This window comes from Pseudomonas sp. GR 6-02 (assembly GCF_001655615.1).
GTDB lineage: Bacteria > Pseudomonadota > Gammaproteobacteria > Pseudomonadales > Pseudomonadaceae > Aquipseudomonas.
Genome location: NZ_CP011567.1, coordinates 726,129 through 744,366, shown reverse-complemented (window position 1 = coordinate 744,366; position 18,238 = coordinate 726,129). Strand labels below are relative to the sequence as shown.

Annotated in this window: 16 protein-coding genes and 1 pseudogene; 11 read left to right on the top strand and 6 right to left on the bottom strand. The window is 61.5% G+C overall.

Going from position 1 to position 18,238, the window contains the following annotated elements:
* Positions 1 to 100 precede the first annotated feature (100 nt).
* From PGR6_RS03190 to cueR, 3 genes are all read left to right on the top strand, one after another.
* On the top strand, positions 101 to 484 hold the full coding sequence (locus tag PGR6_RS03190; RefSeq protein WP_018928385.1) for a hypothetical protein: 384 nt from the start codon (positions 101 to 103) through the stop codon (positions 482 to 484).
* Between the two features lie 94 nt (positions 485 to 578).
* Positions 579 to 2,972 carry a heavy metal translocating P-type ATPase gene (locus tag PGR6_RS03185; protein WP_064616085.1) on the top strand — a complete coding sequence of 798 codons (2,394 nt, stop codon included), beginning with the start codon at positions 579 to 581 and terminating at the stop codon, positions 2,970 to 2,972.
* Complete coding sequence (gene cueR / locus PGR6_RS03180; RefSeq protein WP_007940146.1) at positions 2,969 to 3,382, top strand: Cu(I)-responsive transcriptional regulator; 414 nt, start codon at positions 2,969 to 2,971, stop codon at positions 3,380 to 3,382. The genes PGR6_RS03185 and cueR overlap by 4 nt, the downstream gene beginning before the upstream one ends.
* On the opposite strand, the gene PGR6_RS03175 is transcribed toward cueR, so the two are convergent.
* Positions 3,336 to 4,553 carry an MFS transporter gene (locus PGR6_RS03175; protein WP_064616084.1) on the bottom strand — a complete coding sequence of 406 codons (1,218 nt, stop codon included), beginning with the start codon at positions 4,551 to 4,553 and terminating at the stop codon, positions 3,336 to 3,338. The two genes, cueR and PGR6_RS03175, sit on opposite strands and share 47 nt — an antisense overlap.
* A 72-nt stretch (positions 4,554 to 4,625) precedes the next feature.
* Complete coding sequence (locus PGR6_RS03170) at positions 4,626 to 5,519, bottom strand: PA4780 family RIO1-like protein kinase (RefSeq protein ID WP_018928388.1); 894 nt, start codon at positions 5,517 to 5,519, stop codon at positions 4,626 to 4,628.
* A gap of 444 nt (positions 5,520 to 5,963) precedes the next feature.
* On the opposite strand from PGR6_RS03170, the pseudogene PGR6_RS30650 reads away from it, so the two are divergent.
* Positions 5,964 to 7,052 (top strand): annotated as a pseudogene (locus tag PGR6_RS30650) (cache domain-containing protein); the annotation flags it as partial.
* A gap of 90 nt (positions 7,053 to 7,142) precedes the next feature.
* Positions 7,143 to 7,910: a methyl-accepting chemotaxis protein gene (locus PGR6_RS30645; RefSeq protein WP_442963844.1), complete on the top strand. Its 768-nt coding sequence runs from the start codon at positions 7,143 to 7,145 to the stop codon at positions 7,908 to 7,910.
* Between the two features lie 179 nt (positions 7,911 to 8,089).
* Here the strand turns inward: PGR6_RS30645 and PGR6_RS03160 are convergent, their stop codons facing one another.
* Positions 8,090 to 8,881: an AraC family transcriptional regulator gene (locus PGR6_RS03160; protein WP_064616082.1), complete on the bottom strand. Its 792-nt coding sequence runs from the start codon at positions 8,879 to 8,881 to the stop codon at positions 8,090 to 8,092.
* Between the two features lie 84 nt (positions 8,882 to 8,965).
* On the opposite strand from PGR6_RS03160, the gene PGR6_RS03155 reads away from it, so the two are divergent.
* Positions 8,966 to 9,994, top strand: a complete 1,029-nt coding sequence (locus tag PGR6_RS03155; RefSeq protein ID WP_018928391.1) for a bile acid:sodium symporter family protein — start codon at positions 8,966 to 8,968, stop codon at positions 9,992 to 9,994.
* Here the strand turns inward: PGR6_RS03155 and PGR6_RS03150 are convergent, their stop codons facing one another.
* A complete protein-coding gene (locus tag PGR6_RS03150) occupies positions 9,995 to 11,272 on the bottom strand; it encodes an acetyl-CoA C-acetyltransferase (protein WP_064616081.1) in 1,278 nt (425 codons plus the stop codon).
* Between the two features lie 192 nt (positions 11,273 to 11,464).
* Between PGR6_RS03150 and PGR6_RS03145 the strand changes: the two genes are divergently transcribed.
* Both PGR6_RS03145 and PGR6_RS03140 read left to right on the top strand, forming a co-directional pair.
* Complete coding sequence (locus tag PGR6_RS03145; protein ID WP_064616080.1) at positions 11,465 to 12,817, top strand: 3-oxoacyl-ACP reductase; 1,353 nt, start codon at positions 11,465 to 11,467, stop codon at positions 12,815 to 12,817.
* A gap of 2 nt (positions 12,818 to 12,819) precedes the next feature.
* Complete coding sequence (locus PGR6_RS03140) at positions 12,820 to 13,674, top strand: MaoC family dehydratase (RefSeq protein WP_064616079.1); 855 nt, start codon at positions 12,820 to 12,822, stop codon at positions 13,672 to 13,674.
* Positions 13,675 to 13,716: 42 nt separating this feature from the next.
* Here PGR6_RS03140 and PGR6_RS03135 read toward each other — a convergent pair whose 3' ends face one another.
* A complete protein-coding gene (locus tag PGR6_RS03135; protein ID WP_064616078.1) occupies positions 13,717 to 14,127 on the bottom strand; it encodes a response regulator in 411 nt (136 codons plus the stop codon).
* Between the two features lie 84 nt (positions 14,128 to 14,211).
* Positions 14,212 to 14,409 (bottom strand): Flp family type IVb pilin, encoded by a 198-nt coding sequence (locus PGR6_RS03130; RefSeq protein ID WP_064616077.1) that lies wholly within the window; start codon positions 14,407 to 14,409, stop codon positions 14,212 to 14,214.
* 327 nt (positions 14,410 to 14,736) lie between these two features.
* Here PGR6_RS03130 and cpaB point away from each other — a divergent pair, with 327 nt between their 5' ends.
* From cpaB to PGR6_RS03115, 3 genes are all read left to right on the top strand, one after another.
* On the top strand, positions 14,737 to 15,669 hold the full coding sequence (cpaB, locus tag PGR6_RS03125) for a Flp pilus assembly protein CpaB (protein ID WP_018928397.1): 933 nt from the start codon (positions 14,737 to 14,739) through the stop codon (positions 15,667 to 15,669).
* Between the two features lie 86 nt (positions 15,670 to 15,755).
* A complete protein-coding gene (locus PGR6_RS03120; protein ID WP_018928398.1) occupies positions 15,756 to 16,961 on the top strand; it encodes an AAA family ATPase in 1,206 nt (401 codons plus the stop codon).
* Positions 16,958 to 18,238 carry a CpaF family protein gene (locus tag PGR6_RS03115; RefSeq protein WP_018928399.1) on the top strand — a complete coding sequence of 427 codons (1,281 nt, stop codon included), beginning with the start codon at positions 16,958 to 16,960 and terminating at the stop codon, positions 18,236 to 18,238. The genes PGR6_RS03120 and PGR6_RS03115 overlap by 4 nt, the downstream gene beginning before the upstream one ends.

Below are 18,238 nucleotides of genomic sequence, written 5' to 3'. Positions count from 1 at the left end.
ATGGCAAGGTCAAGTTCTGAATCAAGCTGCCGGGCTGGCAATCGGCGTCGCGCTCGGCCAAGCTGCGTCCATCTATGACTCGACATCAGGAGATTCAGCCATGCGCTGGTCAGCTCTCAGCCTGTTTGGCTTCCTCAGCCTCTTTGCCGCGACACCTTCGGTTCAAGCCGCCGGGGAGGACTACGGCGTGCTGATCATTTCCCGCGAGCGTCTGGAAGTGTCGACTTCCTGCGAGATCGGCGTGTACATCCAGGATCAGTTGGCCGGGCGGCTGTTCCAGGAACAGAGCACCTCGTTCAACCTGCCGCCGGGCAATGTGTCCCTGCGCCTCAAACTGCTGCCGGGTCAGGCGCCGGGCTGCAACCCGGGCATGCTCGCGCCGGGGTCGCAGGACATCAAGCTCAAGGCTGGGGATGTGTTGAAGTTCCGGATTGCGATGACGCAGGAAGGGATGTACCTCAAGCCTGCAGCTTTGGAATACTGAGTCGGCTGCGATCTTTTGATCTGAGACATGGCACTTGACCTTGCCAGCATGGCAAGGTTGATCCTGTAGGCAATTTCTACAGGGAGCGTGACCGATGTCCGAATCCACCACTTTCGATCTGCCGATTGCCGGCATGACCTGCGCCAGTTGCGCCGGGCGTGTCGAGCGTGCCTTGAGCAAAGTCATCGGCGCCACGGCCGTCAGCGTCAACCTGGCCACCGAACAGGCCCGGGTGCAAGCGCCCAGTGACAGCCTGCCGGCCTTGATGGACGCCGTGCAGCGGGCTGGTTACAGCGTGCCGCAGCAGACCCTTGAATTGAGTATCGACGGCATGACCTGTGCGTCTTGCGTCGGCCGCGTCGAACGGGCGCTGACCAAGGTGCCGGGGGTGAAAAGTGTCAGCGTCAACCTGGCCAACGAACGGGCGCACCTTGAGCTGCTCGGCCAGGTCGATCCGCAGACCTTGATCGGCGCCGTGACCAAGGCCGGTTATTCCGCCCGCGTCTGGGAAGTCGAACACCCGCAAACCGATAATCAGCAACAACGCCTGCAGCGCGAACGCTGGGCCTTGCTGGCGGCCATCGCCCTCGCCTTGCCGCTGGTGCTGCCGATGCTGCTGCAACCTTTCGGTGTGCACTGGATGCTCCCGGCGTGGGTGCAGTTCGCGCTGGCAACGCCGGTGCAATTCGTCTTCGGCGCCCGCTTCTATGTCGCTGCGTGGAAAGCCGTGCGCGCCGGTGCCGGCAACATGGATTTGCTGGTGGCTCTGGGCACCAGCGCCGGCTACGGCTTGAGCGTTTACGAGTGGGCCACCGCTGCCGGTCGCATGCCACACCTGTATTTCGAAGCCTCGGCGGTGGTGATTGCCTTGGTGTTGCTGGGTAAATACCTGGAAAGCCGCGCCAAGCGCCAGACCGCCAGCGCCATCCGCGCCCTCGAAGCCTTGCGTCCGGAGCGAGCCATTCAAGTGATCGACGGCCGCGAGCAGGAGGTTGCGATCAGCGCTTTGCGCCTCAACGATCTGGTTCTGGTCAAACCCGGCGAGCGCTTCCCGGTGGATGGCGAAGTGGTGGAAGGCCAGAGCCACGCCGATGAAGCATTGATCAGCGGCGAAAGCCTGCCGGTGCCCAAAGCTCCGGGCGACAAGGTCACCGGCGGTGCGATCAACGGTGAAGGTCGGCTGCTGGTGCGGACCATGGCGCTCGGCGCAGAAACCGTGCTGGCGCGGATCATCCGCCTGGTCGAAGACGCGCAGGCGGCGAAAGCGCCGATCCAGAAACTGGTGGATAAAGTCAGCCAGGTGTTCGTGCCCGTGGTGCTGCTGATTGCACTGGCGACCCTGGTTGGTTGGTGGCTGTATGGCGCGCCGCTGGAAACTGCATTGATCAACGCCGTCGCGGTGTTGGTGATCGCCTGTCCTTGTGCGCTTGGGTTGGCCACACCGACCGCAATCATGGCAGGCACCGGTGTGGCGGCGCACCACGGAATTCTGATCAAGGACGCCGAAGCCCTGGAGCGCGCCCACGAAGTCAGCGCCGTGGTGTTCGACAAGACCGGCACACTGACCTCGGGCACGCCGCGCATCGCACATTTGAGTGCCATCGAGGGTGACGAAGCCGCCTTGCTGCAAATGGCCGGCGCCCTGCAACGGGGCAGTGAGCACCCGCTGGCCAAGGCGGTGCTGGATGCCTGCGCCGAACGCGGCTTGACCGTGGCCGATGTCAGCGACAGTCAATCGCTGACCGGGCGCGGCATTGCCGGCAGCCTCGATGGTCGGCGATTGGCCCTGGGCAATCGGCGTTTGCTGGAAGAAAGTGGCTTGAATGCCGGACCACTGGCTGACTCCGCAAGCGCTTGGGAAACCGAAGGCCGGACGCTGTCCTGGTTGATCGAGCAAAGCCCCGAACCTCGGGTGCTGGGCCTGTTCGCCTTCGGTGACACGCTCAAGCCCGGCGCCCTGCAAGCGGTGCAACGCCTAAGCGCCCGCAATATCAGCAGCCACCTGCTGACCGGCGATAACCGCGGCAGCGCCAAAGTCGTCGCCCAAGCGCTGGGCATCAAGGATGTTCACGCCGAAGTACTGCCGGCGGACAAAGCCGCCACCGTCGCCGCGCTGAAAAAAACCGGCGTGGTGGCGATGGTCGGCGACGGCATCAACGACGCCCCGGCCCTGGCTGCTGCTGACATCGGCATTGCCATGGGCGGCGGCACCGATGTCGCCATGCACGCTGCCGGTATCACTCTGATGCGCGGTGACCCACGGCTGGTGCCGGCGGCGCTGGAGATCAGCCGCAAGACCTACGCGAAAATTCGCCAGAACCTGTTCTGGGCCTTCGTCTATAACCTGATCGGCCTGCCACTGGCGGCATTCGGCTTCCTCAACCCGGTGCTGGCCGGCGCGGCCATGGCGCTGTCGAGCGTCAGCGTGGTCAGCAATGCGTTACTGTTGAAAACCTGGAAGCCCAAAGACCTGGAGGACAACCGATGAACATTGGCCAAGCGGCCCGCCAGAGCGGTCTGAGCGCGAAGATGATTCGCTATTACGAATCCATCGGCCTGCTCAAGGCGGCCCATCGCACCGACAGTGGCTACCGGGTCTATGGCGACGACGACCTGCACACCCTGGCGTTCATCAAGCGCTCTCGGGACTTGGGTTTTTCACTGGAAGAAGTCGGCAAACTACTGACCCTCTGGCAGGATCGCCAGCGCGCCAGTGCCGATGTGAAGGCCTTGGCCCGTCAGCACATCGATGAGCTGAACCAGAAAATTCGCGAACTTGGTCAGTTGCGCGACACCCTGCAAGACCTCGTAGAACACTGCCACGGCGACCACCGCCCGGACTGCCCGATTCTCAAGGAGCTGGCCTCGGGTTGCTGCGTCGAACCCGCTCATTCTTGAGCGCCAACCCCTTCACCACCAGCAACAGGGTGAGGGGAATGCCGTGGAACAACAACACCACCGCGCCGGGTGTCCACCAGGAATAGAACGGCGCGGCGATCAACATGCCGACGCCGAACCCGGTCATTTGCAGCAGCGTCAGAAAACTGAAAATCGGCAGGCGCAGGCTGTCCGGTTCACGTTGCAGGCGCGACATCAGGCCAACCTCCGAGAACCCGTCGCCTATCCCGGCGGGCAACGAAAACAGCAGCAAACCGTACAGGGTCTGCTGCTGAAACGTCAGGATGAAACCGCAGGACATCAGCAACACGCCAAAGAAAAATCGCCGCTCAAGGTGCGCGTTGTCCGTGCCTTTCAGGCGACTGGCGATTCGCGCACCGATGAACTTGCCGCAGGCCCACACCGCCAGCATCAGGCCCAGGGTGGTGCTGGCCGACTCGGGTGTGAGCAGTTTTGAAATGATTGGAAGACCGACGTTGTGCGCGGCGCTGCCCAGGGTGTCGGCCATGGCAACGGCCAGCATCGCCGCCAGTACCGGCGCCGTGCGCAACCCCTGGCGCAGGGCCTGCCATTCGCCCTGTTTGTGAAGAGGTTCATCACAACTGGGGACCGGTCCGCAAAACCGCAATGGCACAATCAGCAGCGCTGCCAGCAGGTACGTGACCACGTTCAATGCAAATACTGTTTCAAAGCCAAACCCCGCCACCAACAACCCGGCCACCAGACTCCCGCTGACCATCGCCGCAGACGACGCTGAGGTTATCCAGGCGTTGGTCTTGAGTAATTGCGCCTCTTCGATCAGGTGCGGCAATTGGCTGTTGAGGCCGATGGCGAACATCGAATTACCAAACCCCAGGCCGAACGCGATCAGCGGCAATAGCAACGCTTGTTGGCTGACCGGCAGCACCAGCAGCAGACCCAGCAAACCGGCACGCAGCAGATCGAAGGCAATCAGCGGCAGGCGCCCGGCCCAGCGGCGATAGAACCGGGTACCGATCAGGCTGGCCAGGATACCCCCGGCGACACGGCTGGCGAGGAAGATGCCGACGCTCATGGCGCTATTGCTGAGCAGGTAGACGTAGGTAGCCAGGGCGACCATGTTGAGGAAAGCGCCGAAGTCCGAAATCAGCCGGGCGGCGATGATCAACTGAGCATTGCGGATGGAGTTCACATTCAGTCCTTGAGTGTGCGGGGTATTGCTGGTGTAAAAAACCCGGCCAAAGCCGGGTTTTGGGTCAACCGATCACTGCATCCACGGCGGAGGCGGTTCTTCGGCTTTGCTCGGTGGCGCATCGTCCGCCGCCCGAATCGCTTGGCGACGCTCTTCATCGAGACGGGCCGCCTCGATCTCGCGCATGATCCCGCCGACGTCCGCCAGTTCTTCCGGCTCGTCGAACTCGCCGGTCAACACGCTGGCCGGGTGCAAGGTACCGGCTTCGTACAATGCCCACATTTCCTTGGCGTACTTGGTGCGTTTCAACTCCGGTGCGAAGCGACCGAAGTACGACGCCATGTTGCCCACATCCCGCTCAAGCATGCTGAACGCGTGGTTGTTACCCGCCGCATCCACTGCTTGCGGGAGGTCGATGATGACCGGGCCGGTCGGCGTCAGCAGCACGTTGAACTCGGACAGGTCACCGTGCACCAGACCGGTACACAACATCAGCACGATTTGCGAAATCAGATAGGCGTGATATTCGCGTGCCTGATCCGGCTCCAGCACCACATCGTTCAGACGCGGCGCGGCATCGCCGTACTCGTCGGCCACCAGCTCCATCAGCAGCACGCCTTCGAGGAAGTCATACGGCTTGGGCACCCGCACCCCGGCACTGGCCAGGCGGAACAGCGCCGCCACTTCGGCGTTCTGCCAGGCGTCTTCGGTTTCCTTGCGGCCAAACTTGGAGCCCTTGGCCATTGCGCGAGCCTGCCGGCTGTTGCGCACCTTGCGACCTTCCTGATACTCGGCCGCCTGACGAAAACTGCGTTTGTTCGCCTCCTTGTAGACCTTGGCACAACGCAGCTCGTTGCCGCAGCGCACCACATAAACAGCTGCTTCTTTACCACTCATGAGTGGGCGCAGCACCTCGTCGACCAGACCGTCCTCGATCAGGGGTTCAATGCGTTTTGGAGTCTTCATCAGCTTTTATTGTGGGTCCTTTATTACCAAACACGCGAAAGTCATTCGTTATACGGCAATCCTCTCATTCGGGGGAGGGGTTGCCGACCTATGAACGTTCCCATGAACATCAAGAAGCACACAATGTGCCGGATTAATCAGGCAAAACTCATCGACCGCCCCGGATCATAGCTGAGCGAGAACCACTTGTTGACGACGGAGTGCCAAGGTATTTGCGACAGAATCTAACCTCGATCCCTGGCGTTCGCAGGATTTTTCTCAAAAGACCTCAATTTCCCCGCGCTTCAGCCGAAGTCATTAGAGAGAAAAGGAATTGTCTGACAATCGCCTCAACAACAATCAAGAAGGCGCGCTCAAGGATCGGGGCGTATCAAACGTTTTCGGCTGCCAATAATCCGCGAGTCATCAGTACTGCGTGGGCCTACAAGAAAAACTGGAGCGCGGATGAACATCAAACAGAAGTTGACCTGGGCGTTTGCAATCATCGCCTGCTTGCCCGTGGTGCTGGTCGCCACCCTCGTCGTGCTGAACTTGCGCAGTGACGCCAAGGACAATTTTGTCGACGGCAGTGGCCGCGAGATTCGTCAGGTCAGCAATGCCATGCAGCTGTTCTTTGATGGCATCAGCCAGAACGTTGACTACCTGGCGACCCAACCGCTGATCAAGAACTCCGACGACAGCCTCAAAACCTACATGAGCGCCAACGCCGAGAGCATTCCCCAAGGCGAAATGGACAAGAAGGTCTTCGCCCTCCTCCAGGACCTTGGCAACAGCCACCCGGCCTACGCCTACGCGATTCTCGGGACGGCGGCGGGCGGTTACGTGTCCTGGCCGGACGATGCGAAGCTGAGCAATTACGACCCGCGCCAGCGCCCGTGGTACAAGGCGGCCCAGGCCAAGCCGGGCAAACCGCTTCGCACCGAGGCCTATTACTGGGCTCAGGATGACGCGACCTACGTCAGCACCGTGCGCACCATCGATAACAAACTGGGCAGCAATGGCGGCGTGGTCAGCATCGACGTGACGCTCAAGCAGCTCACTGAAATCGTCAAACAGATCAAACTCGGCGAAACCGGCTACCTGATGCTGGTGGAAAACACCGGCACCATACTGGTCGATCCCAAGCAGCCGGAACACAACTTCAAAGCCCTGAGCAGCCTCGGCGACGGTTACGCGCAACTCGGCAAGGCCGGCAAAGGGCTGGTAGAGGTTGAGCTCAATGGCGAGCGCTACATGGCCAACGTCTGGCCGTCGGAGCAACTGGGCTGGACCTTTATCGGCCTGATCAAGCAGACCGACGTGATGAGCTCGGCCACTCAACTGACCTGGCTGATCGCGATCATCGCAGCAGTACTGGCGGTGTTCTTCGCCATCGTCGGCGCCAGTTTCGCCAGCTTGATCGTACGGCCGATCCGCAGCGTGGCCAGCGGTCTGGAAGGCATCGCCCAGGGCGAAGGCGACCTGACCAAGAACCTGCACATCCGTGGCAGCGATGAAACCGCGCAACTGGCCAACTGGTTCAACCAGTTTCTGGCGGCGATCCGCAACCTGATTCAAAGCATCGGCGGCGCCGCGACCAAGATCCTCGCCACCTCCCAGAGCTCGACCCAGGTGTCCAGCGACATGGCCCAAGCCGCCGGGCGTCAGCGTGAAGCGGTGGACATGGTGTCCACGGCGTTCCACGAAATGGTCGCCACCGCCAACGAAGTCGCGCGCTCTTGCAGCCAGGCCGCCGAGTCGGCCGACAGCGGTCAGCGCCAGGCCCGTGAAGGCCAGCAGCAGATCGATGCCGCGGTGAGCAGTGTCGATCGCTTGAGCCAGGAAATCGAACAGTCGGCGCAATCGATGCAACAGCTTGAGCGCGACAGCAACGACATTCAGTCGATCCTCGGGACCATCCGTTCCATCGCCGAACAGACCAACTTGTTGGCCCTGAACGCGGCCATCGAAGCAGCCCGGGCCGGTGAACAGGGTCGTGGCTTTGCGGTGGTGGCGGATGAAGTTCGCGCCCTGGCCAAACGAACTGCCGATTCCACGGCGGAAATCGACGGCCTGCTGGGCAACCTGGCCAAGCGCACCAGTCAGGTAACACAGCAGATGCATGCGAGCCTGGAGGTGTCTCAGCAATCGGTGACCCGCATCGGTGAAGCGCGCAGCAGCTTTGGGCAGATCCGTGAGTCGGTGGATGTGATTCGCGACATGAATACTCAAATCGCTACGGCGGCTGAGGAACAGCATCAGGTGGCCGAGGACATCAATCGGCATATCAGCCAGATTCATGGCGATGCGCAGTTGGTGGCGGAATTGGCAAACTCGGCGCGGCTGGATTCTCAGAGCCTGGCAGGCTTGTCGAATGAGCTGGACGGGTTGGTTCGCCGCTTCAGAACCTGAAGTCACTGATCCAACTGGTCGAAACCGATACCTGTGGCGAGGGAGCTTGTCGGATCGCCGCACCGTCCCGCTCGGCTGCGAAGCAGTCGTAAACCGGCAAACGCGGAATATCTAATGCACCGCGTTGGCTGAATCGGGACCGCTTCGCGCTCCAGCGGGAGCAAGCTCCCTCGCCACAATTACTGTTTGAACAACTCCCCGGGGGTAAACCCGAACAACCCCTTGAACGCCGCAATAAACGCCGACGTCGAGTCATACCCGCAAGACAGCGCGGCATTGGTCACGCTGTCCCCCTCCTCCAGCAAACTCAACGACGACAGCAGCCGCATGCGCTGCCGCCAACTGCGGAAGCTCAACCCGGTCTCGCGCTGAAACAGCCGCATCAGGGTTTTCTCCGACATGCCCAAACGCTCGGCCCATTCCTGCAAGGTCACCGAGCACTCGGGACTTTCGATCAGTTCGTTGCACAAACCCAGCAGTCGCTCATGCCGGGGCAGCGGCAAGGAAAACCCCACCTCCGGCAGACTCGCCAACTGATCGAGCAGCACGCCCACCAATCGCGCCTCCTGACTGTCGCCCTGTGGATACTCCACCGGCAACTGGCAAAAGCGCTTGATCAGCTCCCGGGCCAAGGGCGTGACTTCCAGCACCCGGCAACGCCCGTCCGCCCATTGGCAGTCCTCGCGGCGCACATACAGGCTGCGCATTTCAGCACGCATCGAGGTCACGACCTGATGCTCGAGATCCGCCGGAATCCAGATGCCCCACTGCGGCGGCGCAAAGAAACTGCCCTCGGCGGTGTGCACGCCGAGAACACCGCTGATGGCGTAGGAAAACTGCACCCAATCATGACGATGAGGCGGCGTCCACGAACCGGCGTTCAGGCTTTCCGCCCGCGCATACAACGGACGCGGCAACACCGTCAGCGCCGGGATGGTCCGCTCGAGGGTAAGTTGTCCGTTAGTCGGCATTGATTGGCCTTATGTCGCAAGACGGCTGACAGGGCCGACGTTAGGCTAAGTCATCAATTCTTACAAATGGATTCGGTGCCGGTTATGCATGCCTTCAAACACCTTAAACGCGTGGTCACCGACTGGTTCTTGTGCGGCATGCTGATCGCCACGCTGCTGGCGTATTTCTTCCCGACCTTCGGCGCTACCGGCGGCGGGATGCACGCTGAGTATGTAATCAACATCGGCGTGTTCCTGGTGTTCTTCCTGCACGGGGTCAACCTCTCCAGCGAGCAGATCCGCCACGGGCTGAAAAACTGGAAGCTGCACGTGATGGTTCAAGTCTTCACCTTTGCGGTGTTTCCGTTGATCTGGCTGCTGAGCGACACACTGCTGGGCTCACACATCCCATCGTTGCTGATGCTCGGTTTCCTCTACCTCTGCGCCCTGCCCTCGACCATTTCCTCATCCGTGGCCCTGACCGGCAGCGCGGGCGGCAACGTACCGGCGGCGATTCTCAACGCGAGCCTGTCCAGCGTCTTGGGGATTTTCCTGACACCGTTGCTGGTGAGTTTCGTGGTCGGCAGCGGCGCTGGCGGCATCGACCTGGGTTCAACCCTGCTCGACCTGTGCGCGATGCTGTTGTTGCCGCTGGTACTCGGGCAATTGCTGCGGCCATGGCTGGGCAGGTTTTTCGCTCGGCACAAGCGCTACACCAACATCGCCGACAAGCTGGTGATCCTGCTGCTGGTGTACTCGGCGTTCTGCAACTCGATGGTCTCGGGGATGTGGCAGCAACAGGGCAACAGCGTGATTCTCACGGCGTTGATTGGCAGCGCGATTCTGCTGGCGATCATCCTGTGGATGACCACCCGCACCGCCCACGCGCTGAAGTTCAGCCCCGCCGACGAGATCGCCGCGGTGTTCTGTGCCAGCAAAAAATCCCTGGCGGCCGGAGCACCGATGGCGGCGTTGATCTTTGGTGCCAACCCCGGCCTTGGGTTGATCCTGCTGCCAATCATGATCTACCACCCGTTGCAGCTGATCGTGTGCTCGGTGATGGCCGAGGGTTACGCCAACCGCAACCGGCAACTGGCCGCGCAGCAAAACGCGGCAGTGCTCAGCCCTCAATAATCAGCGCTCGATAATCGCCGTCACGCCCTGACCGCCGGCGGCGCAGATCGAAATCAACCCTCGGCCCTTGCCCGCCGCGTCCAGCAGCTTCGCCAGGTTGGCGACAATGCGTGCACCGGTAGCGGCAAACGGATGCCCGACGGCCAGTGAACTGCCTTTGACGTTGAGGCGACTGCGGTCGATGGAACCCAGCGCCGCGTCGAGGCCGAGACGGGTTTTGCAGTACTCCGGATCTTCCCAGGCCTTCAACGTACACAGCACCTGCGCGGCAAACGCTTCGTGGATTTCGTAGTAATCGAAGTCCTGCAAGGTCAGGCCGTTGCGCGCCAGCAATCGCGGCACCGCATACACCGGCGCCATCAGCAGCCCTTCGGCACCGTTGACGAAATCCACCGCCGCCGCCTCGCCATCGCGCCAATAGGCAAGCACCGGCAAACCGCGCTCCTTCGCCCATTCCTCGCTGCCCAACAGCACCACCGACGCACCATCGGTGAGTGGCGTGGAGTTGCCCGCGGTCAGGGTGCCCTTGGCACTTTTCTCGAAGGCCGGTTTCAGTGAGGCGAGTTTTTCCAGGGTCAGCTCCGGGCGCAGGTTGTTGTCCCGGGTCAGGCCGAGGAACGGCGTCATCAGATCGTTGTGCCAGCCTTCGGCGTAGGACGCCGCCAGTTTCTGATGGCTTTCGAGGGTCAGCCGATCCTGCTCGTCACGCGGGATGCCCCAGGTCTGGGCCATCAATTCACAGTGTTCGCCCATCGACCGGCCGGTGCGCGGCTCGCCGATACTTGGAAAGTCCGGGATCAGGTGTCGGGGACGCAATTGCAGAAAGGTTTTCAGTTTGTCAGCGGTGCTTTTGGCACGGTTGGCTTGCAAGAGAATCTTGCGCAAGTCTTCGTTGACGCCGATCGGCACGTCCGAGGCCGTGTCGACACCACCGGCAATGCCACATTCAATCTGCCCCAGGGCGATTTTGTTCGCCACCAACAACGTCGCCTCCAGCCCCGTACCGCAGGCCTGCTGGATGTCGTAGGCCGGCGTCGTCGGCGACAACCGCGAGCCCAATACGCATTCACGGGTCAGGCCGTAGTCGCGCAAATACTTGAGCAAGGCCCCGGCGGCCACTTCGCCCATGCGCACACCGTGCAGGTTATAGCGCTCGATCAGGCCTTCCAGCGCTGCGGTGAACATCGCCTGGTTACTGGCAGTGGCGTACGGCCCGTTGGAACGGGCAAAAGGAATACGGTTACCACCGATAATCGCGACGCGACGCAGCTGAGTCATGAAAAAAGCTCCTTCTGATAGTCAATGGTGAACACACATCCCTGTGGGAGCGGGCTGCAATTCCTGAAAGACCTGCTAAACCCAAGCTCAAATCAACCTGCAATGTTCAAGCGTAGGCCTTATCTCGTGGATCGAACGACTAATTGCCATTCCTGGTCCACACTTTTAACCCCGGCTTCTGGAGCGTGATTCATGTCTGACCGCTATATCGACTTCGCCAATTCGTCCATCGGCCATCGTGTGGTCGCTGCCCTGGGTCTACCGTCGCCGGTACGGCTGGAACGCTGGCAAGCAGGCCGATTGCGGCCTGTCGAGGGGGCGCTGTTGATTGGCGGTGGCCCGCTGACGGAAAAAATCAGCACCCTCGCCAACCGCTTGACCGACACGATTTACAGCTACGGCACCGATCCGACCCTGGCCACCGCGTGGATTCCCGGCCACGGCCAGAAACTCAAAGCCGTGGTGTTCGACGCCAGTGACCTGGTGCAGGTCGATCAGCTGAAACAGCTGCGCGAGTTCTTCCAGCCACTGATGAAAAACCTCGATCACCATGCGCACCTGGTGATTCTTGGTCGCGCGCCAGAGACCTTGAGCGACCCGTTCGCCGCCAGCACCCAACGGGCGCTGGAAGGGTTCAGCCGTTCGCTGGCCAAGGAACTGCGCAACGGCGGCACCTTGCAGCTGATCTATGTCGGCGAAGGGGCCGAAGATCAACTCGAAGGCCCGTTGCGGTTTTTCCTCTCGCCCAAAAGTGCGTTCATTTCCGGACAAGTCATACGTTTGAAGGCGTGTGCGACGCAGGTGATGGACTGGACACGCCCCTTGTCAGGGCGCAAGGCACTGATAACCGGGGCAGCCCGGGGCATCGGCGCCTCGATCGCCGAAACCCTGGCCCGGGACGGCGCCGAGGTGATCCTGCTCGACGTGGCGCCGGCCAAAACCGACCTCGACGCCTTGGCCGCGCGCCTCGGCGGGCGCAGCATCACCCTGGACATCTGCGCCGAAAACGCCGCCACGCAACTGATCGAACACTTGCCGGACGGCGTCGATATCGTGGTGCACAACGCGGGCATCACCCGGGACAAAACCCTGGCCAACATGACGCCGGAGTTCTGGGACGCGGTGCTGGCAGTCAACCTCAACGCACCACAAGTGCTGACCAAGGCGCTGCTCGACAGCGGCACGCTGCGCGACGACGGCCGAGTGATCCTGTTGGCGTCCATCAGCGGCATCGCCGGCAATCGCGGGCAAACCAATTACGCCGCGAGCAAGGCCGGGCTGATTGGCCTGGCCCAGGCCTGGGCGCCACTGCTGGCAGGGCGCGGCATCAGCATCAACGCGGTGGCGCCAGGGTTTATCGAAACCCAGATGACCGCGCACCTGCCCTTCGGCGTACGCGAAGCCGGGCGGCGCTTGAGTTCGTTGGGCCAGGGCGGCCTGCCGCAAGACGTCGCCGAAGCCGTGGCCTGGATGGCACAACCGGGCACCGGAGCGTTTACCGGGCAAGCACTGCGCGTGTGCGGGCAAAGCGTGTTGGGAGCCTGACCATGACCACCGACTGGCACACACTCAATAGCGAACCGGGCCTGCAGACGCTGTATTTGAGAGCGGCGACGCGACGCAAAATCACCGGCACCACACTGCCTGAGCTGGGTTATCACTGTTGGGTCAACGTCGATCCGAAACGCCTGGAGGCTTATCGCAAAGTGTGTGGTTTCGCCGACAACGGGCTGCTGCCACCGACGTATCCGCACATCCTGGCGTTTGCCTTGCAGATGCAACTACTCACCGCCAAGGCGTTTCCCTTCCCGCTGCTGGGGCTGATTCACTTGAGCAATCGCATCCGCATCTTGCGCCCCATGGGTGGCGTGAGCCGCGTGCGGGTCAGCGTGAAGGTGCAGAACCTGCAACCCCATGCCAAGGGCGCGACCTTCGAGTTAGTGACGACGCTCGACGACCAATTGGGGCTGCTGTGGGAAGCCGAAAGCCAGATGCTCTGTCGCGGGGTCAAACTGGCAGGCGAGCCTGTCGAGCAAGCGTTTGCAACGACCTTGTCGCTGACCGAAGTGGCCCACTGGAAAGCACCGGCGGACATTGGTCGCCGGTACGCCAAAGTGTCTGGAGACTACAACCCGATTCACCTGAGCGCGATCAGCGCCAGACTCTTCGGCTTTCCCAGCGCCATCGCCCATGGTCTGTGGAACAAGGCGCGCACCCTGGCAGCCCTGAGTGATCATTTGCCGACGGCCAACGTCGAGATTGCGGTGCAGTTCAGAAAACCGGTGCGTTTACCCAGCGAGGTGACGCTGATGTCCAGCGCGGCGGGGTCCAGTGGGGACTTCCAGTTGATGGGGGCCGGGGAGATCGAGCATATGGCGGGGCAGTGGCGGCCGGTTGCCTGATGGATTGTGGTGAGGGGGGCTTTCCCCCTCGCCACAGTACGCTCAGGAACTCAGCAAACCCCGAGGCTGCGGAAACAAATTATTCAACGTATCCAACAAACGCACGTGATAGATCGGCTTGCGAAACAGATCCAGCACCTGCAACCGCAACATGTCACTCACATCCTCCATATCCGCATGCCCCGACGTCACAATCACCGGCAAATGCTGACGAGCCGTGTGCTCACGCAGACGCTTGATCAACGATATGCCGCTTTCCTCCGGCATCCGCAAATCAGTAATCACCAGCGCAATATCAGGATGACGAGTCAAATGATGCAGGGCGAGCTTGACCGACGTTGCCGTAAAACACGTAAAACCCTCGCCCTCCAGCAACTCCGCCAGTTCCAGTAACGCATCCTCCTCATCATCGACCAGAAGAAGCTGTTGCCGAGGGAGGGTTGGAGCGTTCATGGGGCAACACCTGCAATGGACTAAGCCATGACGTTAGAAGCCCTTTGCAGGATTGGCAAATGACTGCCTGTGCCAGTCTTCAAATCAAAGCGCAGCTGAAATCGTGTTGAACATTGTGGTGACCGCCGTGGAGATAGGTGCCACAAACGTTGCCAGCACCACGGCCACCATGCCTGCAATGATTGCGTACTCGATGCCCGAAGCACCTTCGGTGTCTTTGGCAAGGTCTTTGTAAAAAGCGATGTGGGATTTGATCTTCTGAACCGTTTTAGAGAAGGACATGACGCGTCTCCTGAATGACAGCGGTTGTTGCACTGCCGCAACATGATTCCCATATGCCAGCATCAGCATTGTCGGCAAACCCATGCCCAACAACTGTAAGAACGCATTAATACTTAAGCAGTAACCGGTTGATTAACGTCACAAAACAGTACTTTGGGCATCAGCCCGTTACTTTTGTCAGATATTTACCGCTCAGTGATGGCATTTTGCTTTACCTGCGCTACCGTCAAATAGCGAAACAGTCCCACGTTCATAACTGCCTGATTACGAAGTCATCTCGTTAGAAGGCTTGGGGGCGTTACGCCGCAGGAAAGGGGGAGAGCCTTCATGAACAGCCGCGTCACCCTGGGCCTGGCCGGGCTGTTTCTGGCAGGCGCCATCATTGCCGGTTACTGGGGGCTGGCGCTGAGTCGCCAACCGGCCCCCGAGCCTGTCGCACAAATCGGCACATCAACGCCCTCGATACTGGCCTCGGTGGACGACCCGACCCGCCAACCGGTGGTGGTGCTGCTGCGTGATATCGCACCGTTCGAGCAGATCACCGCCGCCGACGTGACCCTGGAAAAACTGCGTACCGCCCCGGTGGGCTGCCTGACCCGTCTCGAACAAGCCATTGGCCGTACACCCTGGCGCGCGCTCACCGCCGGCAGTTGGCTCAATGATCAGAGTTTCGAAGCCGGCGGTACGCTGGCGCGGATGATCCGCGCCGATGAACGCGCCCTCGCCGTGGCGGCGGATGATGTGATCAATGTCGGCGGCCAATTGAGCCCCGGCGATTATGTCGATGTGCTGCTGTTTCTGCGCATGGACACCAACAACCTCCAGCAGTCGGCCCAGGTCGTGGTCCCGGCGTTGCGCGTACTCGGGGTCGGCGAGCAGTTGGGGCTGACGAATGATGGCAAGCCTGCCAACCCGGCACTCAGCCATGAAGAGAAACTCAAGCAGGAACAACTGCGCACCAGCGCCCGCACCGTGTTGCTCGCCGTCCCTGAATCCCTCTTGAGCCGCCTGATGCTCGCGGCGCAGGTCGGGGTTTTGCGTCTGGCTGTGCGCAGCGCCGAAGAACAACGCCTGAGCCAATACTGGGCCGGCCGTGGTGACTCATCGGCGAGCCTGGCCAACGCCAACCGCGAGCTGGTGCAGTTCAGTCAACTGGCCCTGGCCGGCACTCCACAATCCCCCGCCCCCAGAGGCGCAGCACCTCGCAAGCCGAGCGTGGAAGTCATTCGCGGCAATGCCGTCACCCAACAAACGCCCTGAATCGAGCGAGGACTCTCCATGCGCAGAAGTTTCACGCCGCACTTCCTCGAAAACGGCCACGTCGATAAACACGGCGGATTATCGCAATGAGCCAAAGCCAGAACCTGAGCCAGACCTTCCTCGCGATCACACGCAACAACACCGACTTCGAGTGGCTGCAAGGGGCGCTCGCCCCTTTGGGTCGAGTGATCAGCGCCGGGGGCGGCAACCTCGACGAGCTCCTGACACTGGTGGACGTGACCTTCGCCAGCCTGGTGTTCGTGGGCCTGGACCATGAGCATGTGGTGGCCCAGAGCGCGTTGATCGAGGGAGCCCTGGAAGCCAAACCGATGCTGGCGATCGTGGCCCTGGGCGATGGCATGGACAACCAACTGGTGCTCAATGCCATGCGCGCCGGAGCACGGGATTTTGTCTCTTACGGCTCGCGGTCCAGCGAAGTCGCCGGCCTGGTGCGACGCCTGAGTAAACGCCTGCCGACCGTGGCGCCGAACACCCAACAGATTCCACAAGGTGGCCTGACCGTACTTTACGGCGCGCAGGGCAATGGCGACGGCGCGTTGCTCGCCAACCACCTGGCGCACGTGGTGCAAAAGAGCGGCCAGCAAACGCTGTTGCTGGATCTGGGGCTGCCCCGTGGCGACAGCCTGGCCTTGCTGGGGTTGGAGAGTTCGTTTCATTTCGGCGATGCATTGCGTCACCTCAGGCGCCTCGACGCAACGCTGATCGACAGCGCCTTCACTACCTGCGACGCCGGGCTGCGAATCCTCGCCTACGCCAGCAACGATGAACCGCTCGAACAGACCAGCGCCGCCGAGCTGTACATGCTGCTCAGTGCCTTGCGCCAACATTTCCAGCACATCGTGGTGAACCTCACCGGCCAGTCGGACAGTGAAGCATTGCGCACCTTCGTCAGCCATTGCGACAAGTTGCTGTGGTACACCGATCAAAACGTGCTCGACTGCCGACGCAACCTTGAGGTGCTCAGCCGCTGGCGCGAAAAAGGCCTGAAGCTCGACCACGCCAGGTTGCTGGTGGACCGCTACCTGCGCAGCGTCCCGCCGGACTCCGACACCTTGGGCAAAACTTTCGGCATGGAGGTGATCGCGGTGTTTGCCTACAGCCCGGAAGTGCGACTCAACGCCAAGAATCAAGGGCTGAGCCTGTTCGAGCTGGCCCCGCGCGAGGGCCTGACCCAAAGCCTGCGCGCCCTCGGCGAGCAGCTGGCCAAACGCTCCGAAAGCCCGGACAAGCCCAAGGCCGGCTGGTTCAACCGGTTGAGGGGCGTGCAATGAGCGGGGAAAAACTCTTCGGCGCGCCTTCGCACGGGCCGACCGGCAATACCGACCACGAAGGCCTGAAACTGGTGCTGCACCGCTACATCATCGACGCCATCGAAGAGTCCGGAAAAAACCTGCTGGAAGGGTCGCGGCCCATGCTGTCGCAGTTCGTCACCGACAAAGTCGCCGAATACATCGCCCGTCTGCACCTGGCGATTTCCCGCTACGAGATGGAACGGCTGGCGGAAGAAATCGTCGACGAACTCACCGGTTTCGGTCCGCTGGAAGTGCTGCTGCGCGACTCGGCGGTGACCGAAATATTGGTCAACGGCCCGCACCGGGTGTTCGTCGAACGTGAGGGAGTGTTGCACCTCAGTGACCTGCGGTTCATCGACGACCACCACGTCGAGCGGGTCATGCAACGGATTCTCGCGCCCCTGGGCCGACGGCTCGATGAGTCTTCGCCGATGGTCGATGCACGCCTGCCCGATGGCAGTCGGGTCAACGCGATCATTCCACCGATTGCCCTCGACGGCCCATGCCTGTCGATTCGGAAGTTCCGCAAGGACATGCTCAAAAGCACCGACCTGATGGCGATGCAAACCATCGACCAGGCGATCTTCGAGTTCATTCAGGAGGCTGTGGGCAAGCGTTGCAACATCCTGGTCAGCGGCGGTACCGGCACCGGCAAGACCACACTGCTGAACATTCTCAGCCAATTGATCGCCCCTCACGAACGGCTGGTCACCATCGAAGACGTCGCCGAACTGCAACTCGGCCATCCTCACGTGGTACGCCTGGAAACCCGACCGCCGAATGCCGAAGGCCACGGCGAAGTGAAGGCCAGCGACCTGATTCGCAACGCGCTGCGGATGCGCCCGGACCGGATCATCCTCGGCGAGATTCGCGGCGTCGAAGTGGTCGACGTGCTCACCGCCATGAACACCGGGCACGACGGCTCCATGAGCACCGTGCACGCCAACAACGCCCAGGATGCACTGTTGCGCCTGGAGACGCTGGTGGGCCTGACCGGGCGGCTCATCGCCGAACGCACCCTGCGGCAAATGATTTGCGCGGCGCTGGACGTAGTGATCCAACTCACGCGCCTGCCCGATGGCCGCCGCTGCGTCAGCGAAGTGGTGGAGGTCGTCGGTATTCGTGACGACGTCTACGTGACCAACACCCTGTTCCGCTTCGACCGACACACCGGCCGCGGTTTTCTGCGCGAGGCGGCCAACCCCGCCGGCGACAAACTGCGTCGCGAGTCGGCACTCTCTCCCTTGGCGTATTGA